Origin of the sequence: Parabacteroides faecalis (genome assembly GCF_022809355.1) — a bacterium.
In the GTDB taxonomy this organism is placed as follows: Bacteria; Bacteroidota; Bacteroidia; order Bacteroidales; family Tannerellaceae; genus Parabacteroides; species Parabacteroides faecalis.
The window spans coordinates 1-10,979 of record NZ_JAKZMM010000077.1; the positions used below are offsets into that span (position 1 = coordinate 1).

General features: G+C 43.8%; 9 protein-coding genes. 5 read left to right on the plus strand and 4 right to left on the minus strand.

The features are described from left to right. Window positions 1–363: 363 nt before the first annotated feature. Entirely contained in the window at window positions 364–1,083 is a 720-nt protein-coding gene (locus MUN53_RS17480; RefSeq protein ID WP_243326667.1) for a DNA-binding domain-containing protein, read from the minus strand. Between the two features lie 377 nt (window positions 1,084–1,460). Next, on the minus strand, window positions 1,461–2,348 hold the full coding sequence (locus MUN53_RS17485) for a helix-turn-helix domain-containing protein (RefSeq protein WP_243326668.1): 888 nt from the start codon (window positions 2,346–2,348) through the stop codon (window positions 1,461–1,463). Window positions 2,349–2,551: 203 nt separating this feature from the next. Between MUN53_RS17485 and MUN53_RS17490 the strand changes: the two genes are divergently transcribed. Genes MUN53_RS17490 through MUN53_RS17500 form a run of 3 tightly spaced genes read left to right on the plus strand, consistent with a single transcriptional unit; the run spans window position 2,552 to window position 8,190 of the window. Continuing rightward, window positions 2,552–3,679 (plus strand): efflux RND transporter periplasmic adaptor subunit, encoded by a 1,128-nt coding sequence (locus MUN53_RS17490; RefSeq protein WP_243326669.1) that lies wholly within the window; start codon window positions 2,552–2,554, stop codon window positions 3,677–3,679. A gap of 3 nt (window positions 3,680–3,682) precedes the next feature. Next, window positions 3,683–6,823: an efflux RND transporter permease subunit gene (locus MUN53_RS17495; protein WP_243326671.1), complete on the plus strand. Its 3,141-nt coding sequence runs from the start codon at window positions 3,683–3,685 to the stop codon at window positions 6,821–6,823. Further along, a complete protein-coding gene (locus tag MUN53_RS17500) occupies window positions 6,820–8,190 on the plus strand; it encodes an efflux transporter outer membrane subunit (protein WP_243326672.1) in 1,371 nt (456 codons plus the stop codon). Before MUN53_RS17495 ends, MUN53_RS17500 begins: the two co-directional genes overlap by 4 nt. A 70-nt stretch (window positions 8,191–8,260) precedes the next feature. Here the strand turns inward: MUN53_RS17500 and MUN53_RS17505 are convergent, their stop codons facing one another. Both MUN53_RS17505 and MUN53_RS17510 read right to left on the minus strand, forming a co-directional pair. Next, window positions 8,261–8,569, minus strand: coding sequence for a hypothetical protein (locus MUN53_RS17505; RefSeq protein WP_022456118.1), 309 nt, complete (start codon window positions 8,567–8,569; stop codon window positions 8,261–8,263). Window positions 8,570–8,764: 195 nt separating this feature from the next. Further along, the gene (locus tag MUN53_RS17510; protein ID WP_243326673.1) at window positions 8,765–9,541 is read right to left on the minus strand and encodes a Cof-type HAD-IIB family hydrolase; all 777 of its coding nucleotides are present in this window, start codon (window positions 9,539–9,541) and stop codon (window positions 8,765–8,767) included. A gap of 137 nt (window positions 9,542–9,678) precedes the next feature. Here MUN53_RS17510 and MUN53_RS17515 point away from each other — a divergent pair, with 137 nt between their 5' ends. Both MUN53_RS17515 and MUN53_RS17520 read left to right on the plus strand, forming a co-directional pair. Beyond that, window positions 9,679–10,161 (plus strand): RNA polymerase sigma factor, encoded by a 483-nt coding sequence (locus tag MUN53_RS17515; protein WP_022456116.1) that lies wholly within the window; start codon window positions 9,679–9,681, stop codon window positions 10,159–10,161. A 13-nt stretch (window positions 10,162–10,174) separates the two neighbouring features. Then, on the plus strand, window positions 10,175–10,777 hold the full coding sequence (locus MUN53_RS17520; protein WP_243326674.1) for a hypothetical protein: 603 nt from the start codon (window positions 10,175–10,177) through the stop codon (window positions 10,775–10,777). Window positions 10,778–10,979 lie beyond the last annotated feature (202 nt).

Below are 10,979 nucleotides of genomic sequence, written 5' to 3' on the forward strand. Positions count from 1 at the left end.
TCTTGCCCCCAGCCCACCGCCGGGATCAAAAAGCCTAAACATACCAAAAGCGGGAACAACCGCAAGGAAAGTACCCGCTTCTTCACCATTTGTAAAAATCTTTTCTTCATACGTGTTTCTAAGTTTAATTGTTAGTATTCTGTTTTAAGCCCAGAAACAAAGCGTAAGAGAAAGAATACCTTCTTTCAAAGACCGTTTGTTTCTGTGGTTTTATTCTCTTCTTCGTTTTGAAGAGTAATCACCCTCCGCCCTAAGGGAGAGTCTCCCTTAACTCTAAGGGAAGACTTCCCTCAGTCCGAAGGGAAAGCGTCCCTCAACCCGGAGGGAGGTTCTCCCTTAGAGCTGAGGGACGTTTTTTGACAACTATTCATTGACAAGCGTCAACGGATAATCGAGCGTCTTGGGGACTTTCAGCTTGGCATTCGAACTGCTATATTGCGTCGTAATGCGCAGGGTGTAAGGCCCGTCCAGCAAACCGGTCGGGATCTGGATAATCAGTTCGGACGGCATGTTCTTGATGATCTGGTAGTCGGGCAGTTTCTCGGCCGACTGTGATTCGTTGATCAGGTAAACACCCACAGACTCGTCGGTGCCACCCACCTTGAGGTTGCGCCCCTTGATGACAAAGCCGAACCCGGGTGAGGCTGTACCGTCTTTCAAACCGGTCTTCTTGTCTTCTACTTCGATCACGTACATGATATCCGCCTTTTCGCCCAGGATTTCGACCTTCGTCTGGGCAATCTCATCGCGCAAAGTCTTGCCTTGCTGAAAATTCACCTTGATGGAGTTCTTTTCCTTGTTCCAGACACCTCCGTCGATTACCCCCTGAAACGAAGGCGAAGCGTAGAACAGCCCCGTGTTGACGGTGTAACCATTGAGGAGGCTTTCCATAATGATCCGGTTGTAGAGGGTCACCGCGTGGTTGAGGGTTTCTTCTTTCAAACCCGTGATTTCGTGCATCATCCGTTCGAAGATGTCTTTCTCGGTTAAACTACCTGCCGATTCCAGCACCAGGATTTTGTCGTCTTTGTTGTCGGTCGTGACGGTATTGTCGGCCAACCAACCTTTCAATACATTTGCCATGGCATTTTAATTTTAAGAATGAATAAAAACGCAAAAAGCCCGGCCGGCTTCATCGGCCATGGGAGAACATCCCACGGCAAATGAAACCAGCCGGGCTTTCGCTCCAACTATTTCTCTATTATAGACTTTGCTTGCTTGCTTGCTTGCTTGCTTGCTTGCTTGCTTGCTTGCTTGCTACACAATTATCCCGCACCACCAAACATTCGGCGGTAAAAGATGTTAAACTTCGAGAGATATTTGTGCTATTGAGAAGCGGCATTGTCATTTCCTTTTTGGTATCTGTCGCAAATATAAGGTTTTTATCCGAGAAGGCAAAAAAGATTGAAATATTCTTTACAAAATTATCGTATCCGGTTCAAAAACGGTATGGAGCCTTCTCAATGCTCCATCCTCAATTTCCGCCTGTATTCCATGGGAGAAACAGCATGATGCTTCTTGAAAAACTTGCAGAAGGCAGCCTGGTCGGAAAAATGCAGCTCTTCGGCAATCAGGCTGACGGGGATGCTCTCATCGTCGAGGCGCTCGGTGGCCCGCTTGATCAGTTCGTCGCAAATCACTTCGTGCGGTGTCTTGCCCAAAACTTCCTTGACCAAACGAGACAGATGCTTTGTCGAGATACAAAGCTTGTCGGCATAGAAGTCAATTTGATGTTCAACCGCAACATGTTGCCAGACCAGTTTCATGAAATCCATCATCACCCAATCGCGCTTACTGATTACCGGAGGCAACCGGTTATCCGTCTGGCTCCGTTCCAGCATGATCTGGCCTACTTCCAGCATGAAACTCTTGAAATATACCAATAACAATTCCCGTCTGTAATAATGATCAAGCGAAGCCAAGGTAGATTTGAGAATCTCCATCTGACGCTCCAAATACTCAAATTGCCCGTCTGTAAGTGATAAAACCGGACGATGCAGGCGATCGATCAAGTAATGATCAGGACCAGGACGCAGATTCTTGAGAGAAGCCTTGGCAAAAGTATAATTGGGAATTAAGCACCACGCCTGAAGATCGGTACTGAGGTCGCATATCTCTACCCTGACACCTTCAAGCAGGTCCAGGAAGAAATGCGCTTTCATCTCATAAGCCACCTCGTTGATACGAAGAGAAAGTCTGCCGGCTCCCACCAGCAAAAACATACGAGTATCCGTTACCGGTCTGTTCACTAGCCGGACCAATTCACGTGAAGTCAACAGCAAGACACAGCCATCCAGACTGCACGTAGGAGAAAATAGCGGAAATAGATCTTTTTGTGTCATCATCATACATTTCATTCAACAAACAACCACGCAGACAAAGATAAAAAGCCTTTGTCTGAAATAGACAAAAGTCTGCGCTAAATAGACATGCCTTTTACTAATAAAATCTAATGCCGTTCCATCTGGACAAATGCTTGGGCTATTTGACCAAACAAATGCAAAAGGTTCGCCCTTATTTTTGCATCCGAAGAACAACAAACATACAAAATATGAAGGCAAAAAGTTATTTAGTTTTAGGTTTAGGTTACATGGCGTTGCTGGTTGGCTGCCAAAGCCAAACGCCTCAACAAGGAGGACAAACAGACTATCCACTCCTGACATTGAAACCAGAAAACCGACAATTATCGGTTAAATATTCAGCAGTCATAGAAGGAAAACAAGATGTTGAAGTCCGTCCGCAAGTATCAGGAACCATTACCGAGGTATGTGTAAAAGAAGGAGCACGGGTCAGCAAGGGACAAGTCTTGTTTGTAATCGACCAGGTACCTTACCTGGCAGCATTAAAGCAGGCAGAAGCCTCTGTTGCCACAGCCGAGGCAAACGAAGCCACAGCGAAACTAACCCTCGAAGGGAAAGAATCGCTCTATAAAGACAAGGTTATTTCCGACTTTGAACTGCGCACCGCGCGCAACAACTACCAAAGTGCCCAAGCCAGCTTGATGCAAGCCCAAGCAGAGTTAGTGAATGCCCGTAATAACCTTTCCTATACCGAAATCAAAAGTCCGGTGGACGGATATGCAGGCATGACCTCCTATCGTATCGGGGCACTGGTAACCTCCGGAATGACGGAACCACTGATCCGAGTTTCAGACAACTCGCAAATGTACGTGTACTTCTCCATGACGGAAAAGCAAGTCCTCTCACTCACCGCCCAATACGGTTCTCTTGACAGTGCCCTACTCTCCTTTCCTCCCATTCAATTAGAGCTGAATGATGGATCGGTCTACCAGCATACGGGGAAAATAGATGTCATCAGTGGACTGATCGACAAGACTGCCGGAACCGTCAGTCTTCGGGCTGTATTTGATAACCAGGAGAAACGGTTGATGAGTGGCGGTTCGGCCAACGTCATCATTCCTTACGAACGGCAACAGTGCCTCGTCATCCCTCAAGGTGGAACTTACGAAATACAAAACCGCATCTTCGCCTATAAAGTAGTAGACGGAAAGGCGGAATCAACCCCGATCGAAGTCTTTGAAATCAACGACGGCAAAGAATACATCGTAGAAGACAGACTTCAAGCAGGTGACGTGATTGTATCCGAAGGAGCCGGTTTACTGAAAGACGGAGCCATCGTTGCTGCTTCTGCCGTAAAACCTAATACAGAGGAGGAATAAAACATGAAACTACAACACTTTATCGACCGCCCCATCCTATCCATGGTGATCTCTGTAGTCATCCTGGTAGCGGGATTAATAGGGCTTTATGCGTTATCAGTCGAACAATATCCCGATATTGCTCCACCAACCATTCGTGTTTCGACAACCTATAGTGGAGCCAATGCCGAAGCTGTACAGAAAAGTGTGATCGTGCCGCTGGAAGAAGCTATCAATGGTGTAGAGAACATGACTTACATGACCTCAACTGCCAGTAACACCGGAAGTGCAGAAATCACCGTCTACTTCAAGCAAGGAAGTGATCCTGATATGGCAGCCGTCAACGTACAAAACAAAGTATCCACAGCCACTTCATTGTTACCGGCCGAAGTGACCAAAGTAGGTGTCACTACCATGAAACGACAGAACAGTATGCTGAAGATCTTCGGACTCTACAGCCCCAATGGTACGTACGACGAAACCTTCCTGACCAATTACCTGAGCATTAACGTTAAGCCTCAGCTACAACGTATCACAGGTGTGGGAGAAGTCAACATCATGGGCGGTGACTATGCCATGCGTATTTGGCTCAAACCGGATATCATGGCCCAATACGAACTTGAACCCAGCGATGTAGAAGCGGCCTTGTCAAGTCAAAACATAGAAGCTTCTACCGGTTCTATCGGCGAGGACTCAAAGAATGTATATCAGTATACCTTAAAATACAAAGGCCGCCTTGAAACCGAACAGGAATTTGAGGAAATTGTCATCCGGGCCTATGAAGACGGACGCGTACTGAAATTAAAAGATATTGCCACGGTTGAATTAGGATCCCAGAGTTATACGTACACCGGAGCTGTCAACGGAGCACCAGGAAGTACTTGTATGGTCAACCAAACAGCCGGAACCAATGCCAACGAAATCATCACCAACATCGACAAATACCTGGAATCCCTCAAGGAATCACTGCCCAAGGATGTGGAAGTTGTCGAACTGATGAGTACGAAAAACTTCCTTGACGCCTCTATCCACGAGGTGATCAAGACGTTGCTCGAAGCCATCATCCTCGTTGTACTCGTTGTATATGTATTCCTCCAGAATCCACGTTCCACACTCATCCCGACCATCAGTATATTCGTTTCCCTCATCGGAACGTTTGCATTCCTGTACATCGCCGGATTCAGTATCAACCTGCTAACCCTATTTGCATTGGTACTTGCCATCGGAACGATTGTAGATGATGCCATTATTGTAGTAGAAGCCGTACAGGTACGTTTCGACGAAGGATACCGTTCGCCCTACAAAGCGTCAATCGATGCCATGTCTGGTATTTCTTCAGCCATCGTAACTTCAACATTAGTTTTCATGGCTGTATTCGTACCCGTTTCATTCATGGGAGGAACATCGGGTGTATTCTATACCCAATTTGGTATCACCATGGCTGTTGCGGTAGGTATCTCGGCGGTTAATGCTCTAACCTTATCGCCCGCACTCTGTGCCTTAATCCTCCGCCCTAATGAAATTCTGGTAGAGGGGAAAAAGCCGGAGTTCTCTACCCGCTTCCGTATGGCATTCGAATCATCGTTCCGACAAATTGTCCTTAAATACAAGAACGGAGTTAAATTCCTGATCAAACGGAAATGGTTGGCATGGAGTGCCTTCGCTGCAGCGGTAGGTCTTCTGTTCTACTTCATGAATACCACCAAGACCAGCTTGGTTCCTTCGGAAGATACAGGTTCTATTTTCGTCAGTATCGATACACCCGCAGGCAGTACCCTGGCTGAAACTGTCAGTATCATGGGAAAAGTAGAAAAGGAACTACAGGAAATTCCACAGATAGCCGACTTCAATAAAGTAGCCGGTTTCGGTATGGGTTCCGGTAGTGGTGCTTCACACGGTATGTTTATCGTCCAATTGAAACATTGGGATGAACGTCCTGGGAAAGAGAACAGCGTAGATGCCATTTCGGCTGAGATATACCGACGGACATCGCATATCAAGAATATGAACCTTTTCGTCTTCTCCCCTCCTATGATCTCCGGATACGGAACTGGTAACAGCTTCGAACTTTACCTGCAAGACCGTGGAGGAAAAGGAATTGACGCACTTAGCGAAGTAACCAATAACTTCCTGGCTGTCTTAAACCAACGGCCTGAGATCCAAATGGCTTATACTTCTTTCAGTGCCAAATTTCCTCAATACCGAGTTGATGTGGACGAGGCACAATGCCAACGTGCTGGAACAACGACAGAAGAAGTATTATCCGTCCTGTCCGGTTATTTTGGAAGTATCTACGCTTCTAACTTCAACCGCTTTACAAAATTGTACCGGGTAATTATCCAGGCTCCATCAGAAAGTCGAAACAACATGCAGTCACTTGATAATGTATTCGTCAAAACAACAGGAGGCATGGCACCCGTCAGTCAGTTTGTAAAGCTGACAAAGACTTACGGAGCGGAATCACTGACACGCTTTAACATGTTCTCGTCCATCAATGTTCAGGGAATGCCTGCCAGCGGATACAGTTCAGGCGATGTCATCAACGCCGTCAAAGAAGTAGCAGCCCAGACATTACCCACCGGTTACGGATATGAATTCTCCGGTATGACTCGTGAAGAAGAGGAAATGGCCAATTCACACGATACCGTTATCATTTACGGAATCTGTATCTTATTCATTTACCTGATCCTCTGCGCGCTCTATGAAAGTCTGTTCATTCCGATGGCTGTGATCCTATCCGTTCCATTTGGCTTAATGGGAAGCTTCCTGTTTGCCAGGATATGGGGTATCGAAAATAACATTTACTTGCAAACCGGATTAATCATGTTAATTGGATTATTGTCGAAAACAGCCATCCTTCTTACGGAATATGCGACTGAACGAAGAAAAGAAGGCATGTCGCTCTCGCAAGCAGCCATCTCAGCTGCCGGAGTCCGTTTACGTCCGATCCTGATGACTGCCCTCACCATGATATTCGGTCTGTTGCCTTTGATGTTCGCTTCGGGTGTTGGAGCCAACGGGAATAATTCTTTGGGAGTCGGTGCTGTTGGCGGTATGATCATCGGAACAATAGCCTTGCTCTTTGTCACACCCGCCTTCTTTATAACCTTTCAATATTTGGAAGAACGAATTATGGGAAAAAGAAAAGCAGATAGAAAATTATGAGAAATAGTATATATATATTAGTAGTAGGCCTACTGTTCCTGAACAGTTGCCATATTTACCGAAATTACCAACGGCCCGAAGGATTGCCTGTTGACAGCCTCTACCGGCAAACACCTATTGCCTCAGACGACTCTCTTTGTCTGGGAGATCTTCCGTGGCAAGAGTTGTTTCAAGATTCTCAACTCCAGCAACTCATACAACTAGGTTTGGAAAACAACACGGATATGCAAATAGCTTTACTGCGTGTTGATCAAGCCCGCTCTCAATTACAGGCTGCTCGGTTGGCATTCTTGCCGTCACTTTCTTTATCGCCACAAGGCGCCTTGAGCCGTACAGATGGAAGCAAAGCAGTCAAAACGTATGAGTTACCCATACAAGCCAGTTGGGAAATTGATCTTTTCGGCAAACTGCGTAATGCTAAGCAAGAGACCCAAGCAGCCCTGTTGCAGCAAGAAGCTTATCAACTGGCAGTCCGTTCGGATTTAATTGCCAATATTGCCAATAGTTATTATACGCTTCTATTATTGGATGATCAAATCGATCTGACAACCTCAACACTGGATGTCTGGAAAGAGCAAGTCCGATTACTGGAATCGCGCTTTAAAGTAGGAGAAGAAACAGAAAATGCCGTAACACAAGCCCGCGCCAGTTTATATGAATTAGAAGCTTCTCTGACAGACTTGCAGAAGCAATTATATGAAACAGAAAATGCTTTGTGTTCACTTCTAGGTATTACATCCCGACATATCGAACGAACATCTTTGGCAGAACAACAACTTCCGGAAACAGGTAGTATTGGGATTCCATTACGTCTGTTGTCTAAACGCCCGGATGTAGTCCAGGCTGAAATGGAATTGGCCAGTGCATATTATAGTACCAACCAAGCCAGGTCTGCCTTCTATCCGAATCTGACTCTTTCCGGTAGTGCCGGATGGACAAATTCTTTAGGAGAGGTCGTAACAAACCCTGGAGGTTGGATTCTGTCAGCCATTGCTTCGTTGACACAACCTATATTCAATCAAGGAAAACTCATTTCTAACCTGCGGGTATCAAAAGATGAAGAACAGATTGCTCTTCTCAATTATAAGCAAGCACTGTTAAACGCAGGTCAAGAAGTAAACGATGCCTTGTTTGCAACCGAATCTGCCCAAAAGAGTTTTGACAGTCATCAAAAACAATGTCAGGAACTAGAGCGATCAGTAACAACGGCAGAATCGTTATACAAAACGGGTAATGCAACTTATCTGGAATTACTGACAGCACGCCAATCGTTATTAAATGCCCAACAGAATTTAGCTTCTGACAGCTTTACGATTTTGCAATCTACCATTAATCTATATAATGCGTTAGGCGGTGGTACGAACTAAGTACAAAAGCAACAAGCCGGTGCTCCGAAAAGCGACCGGCTTGTTATTCTTTTATAAAAAGGGAAACAGGTTATTTCACTTCTTCACCATTCTCTTTAAAGAGGGCCGTTACTTCTTCCTCTTCCAATACCAAGGTTACCTTGTATTGTTTTCCATCTTCTTTTTCAGCAACGAAAGCCTCTTTCACCGTATAGTCAGGATATGCTTTTTCAACCGCCTGTGTCACTGCTTCGGGCAAATCCTTCACTTCTACTTTGACGAAATCATCTTGAGCCACTTCACTCACTACCATTACAGAATCAACACTTGTTTCTGAAGCGAATGCACTGAAACTACCTACACTCATCAAACATGCTACTGCAACTAATACCTTTTTCATAATTTCAAACATTTTAAATTCAACATTTCTTTTCTGACTCTCGTCACTAAACATAGGACAAAGCACATACCAGAAATTGTCTAAAATCATGACTATACTCAAAATCAGCAGTTTGAGTTTTTGGCATTAACACAGAGAACGTGAATTTAAGATTTCTTTTGGTACAATCTGTGGATTTTAACCACAAATCATGGCTCAGATCAATCCAAAATGACGTAAAGCAACGACAACGCCATCCTCATCAACACTTGTTGTCACAAAATCAGCCGAAGCTTTCACATCGTCCATTGCATTTCCCATGGCGACTCCGATACCTACATGCTGTAACATGGCTATATCGTTACCTCCGTCTCCAAATGCCATCGTTTCTTCCAAGGCTATTCCATAATGTTCTATGATCCGATCAATACCAACCGCCTTGGTACAACCTTTCGCTACCACATCAGCAAAATAAGGACTCCAGCGAGCAGCCAGGCTATTCGGCATAGAAGCCATAATCTGTTCTTCCTCTTCTGCCGTAAAAAAGGCTATCAACTGAAAAATCTCTTTATCAGCAAGAGTTTCAATCGGTCCGATTTCTGGAGCCTTCAAACGTATTTGTTCATACAAAGCATCCACAGACTCGTTTCGGTAATTCAAGACAATGGCATCCTCCGTCACACAAGCACAGGGAAATGTATGTACTGTCCGCTGATATTCTAACATCGAATGAATGTCTTCTTTCGGAATGGCCTGTTTATAGATTACTTCATCTTTTCCGGCAATACAATAGCCACCGTTTAATGTCACATAACCATCGACTTCCAAATTTCCTAAATTATCTATACACTGTAACTGCCGTCCGGTTGCAATAAACACCTTGATTCCTTTTGTCCGTAACTGATGGATGGCTTCAACTGTCGAATTTGCCACCACATGCGTCTTAAAACTTACCAACGTCCCGTCGATATCAAAAAACACAGCCTTGATCATATATTCCTTTTTCTTTTCTATAACGCATGCAAAATTACGGTAAATTCTCCTTTCCCCTTATTTTATTCCATTTTTTTGTAGTTTTGGCAAGCCACATGCGTCTAATAGAATAAATAAAATTCTAATCACGAAAAACAATGGAAAAATTAGAAACAGAATTTGCACAAATAGTAAAAGAGCAGAAAGACACCATCTATACCGTGTGTTATATGTTCTCTAAGGATGCAGAGGAAATCAATGATTTGTTTCAGGAGATTTTAGTCAATTTATGGAAAGGGTTTTCTTCTTTCCGCGGTCAAAGTCACATCAAAACGTGGGTGTGGAAAGTGAGCCTCAATACCTGCATTTCGTTTGATCGAAAAAAACGAAGTCGCGCACAAACGATTCCGCTGAAGATGAATATCAACCTCTACAAAGACAACGACAAAGACTCTTTGCAAATCAGAATGCTCTACGAACGAGTAAACAGACTTGGCTTATTCGACAGAGCCATTATCCTGTTATGGCTCGAAAATCTCAGTTATGAAGAAATCGGTGCCATCGTCGGTATATCTGCCAAAAACGTATCCGTACGGCTTTATCGTATCAAAGAAGAACTCAAAAAAATGTCTAATCAGTAAAACAATTTTCATCATGGAAAAATATATCACATCCTTTGAATTGGAAGAAATGAAACAGCAAATCTGTTTATTGAAAGAGAAATTAGAAAAACAAACGATCATCAATGATAATATGATCCGGCAAGCCATGCAACAGAAAGTATCAAAGATGCATAAAGATGCAATTATCATGATTATTGTAGCGACCATCGGAATTCCATATTGTTTCTTTTTCTTTACGTTGGTAGGTTTCTCTTACTGGCTGGCAACAGGTACTGTCTTATTCCTGTTGGCTTGCCTAGTAAAACTGAACCGGAACAAAAAGAAACTGGCACACATCCAGACATTATTAAATGAAAATCTGGTTGAATGTGGGAAAAGTGTCCTATTATTGAAAAAAGAGACGCTCCAGTCCTTTAAAATTATGATGCCGATTTTAGCGTTCTGGGTTATTTGGTTCTTTGCCGAAATATTCTTCGTTCTTCCTCAAGATGACAATGATTTTATCATTAGTATTACATGCGGATCTCTGGTAGGTCTTCTTACTGGCTTAAGTCTTGGTATTTCCAAACACAAGAAAGACATGAAAACCATAAAAGATATCTTACTGCAAATCAAAGATTTAGAAAACAACTAAAATTCATTATAAACCACTCGCCAAAATACGCCGGCTTTTGATCAATATACGCCAGCTTTTGATCAAAAGCCGGCGTATTTTCAATCATTCCTAGGCATGAATTGACTATGCCTAAATTTACTTTACACTTTTTTGATACGTTACTAAAAAACTCTACAGATAAAATAAGTCTTACTAAAAGGCTTTACATATTACCTTTGCA

What these genes read in the sequence shown, in the direction of transcription:
- MUN53_RS17480 (WP_243326667.1), bottom strand. Translation starts at nt 1,083, where the DNA reads ATGGCAAATGTATTGAAAGGTTGGTTGGCCGACAATACCGTCACGACC.
- MUN53_RS17485 (WP_243326668.1), bottom strand. Translation starts at nt 2,348, where the DNA reads ATGATGATGACACAAAAAGATCTATTTCCGCTATTTTCTCCTACGTGC.
- MUN53_RS17490 (WP_243326669.1), top strand. Translation starts at nt 2,552, where the DNA reads ATGAAGGCAAAAAGTTATTTAGTTTTAGGTTTAGGTTACATGGCGTTG.
- MUN53_RS17495 (WP_243326671.1), top strand. Translation starts at nt 3,683, where the DNA reads ATGAAACTACAACACTTTATCGACCGCCCCATCCTATCCATGGTGATC.
- MUN53_RS17500 (WP_243326672.1), top strand. Translation starts at nt 6,820, where the DNA reads ATGAGAAATAGTATATATATATTAGTAGTAGGCCTACTGTTCCTGAAC.
- MUN53_RS17505 (WP_022456118.1), bottom strand. Translation starts at nt 8,569, where the DNA reads ATGAAAAAGGTATTAGTTGCAGTAGCATGTTTGATGAGTGTAGGTAGT.
- MUN53_RS17510 (WP_243326673.1), bottom strand. Translation starts at nt 9,541, where the DNA reads ATGATCAAGGCTGTGTTTTTTGATATCGACGGGACGTTGGTAAGTTTT.
- MUN53_RS17515 (WP_022456116.1), top strand. Translation starts at nt 9,679, where the DNA reads ATGGAAAAATTAGAAACAGAATTTGCACAAATAGTAAAAGAGCAGAAA.
- MUN53_RS17520 (WP_243326674.1), top strand. Translation starts at nt 10,175, where the DNA reads ATGGAAAAATATATCACATCCTTTGAATTGGAAGAAATGAAACAGCAA.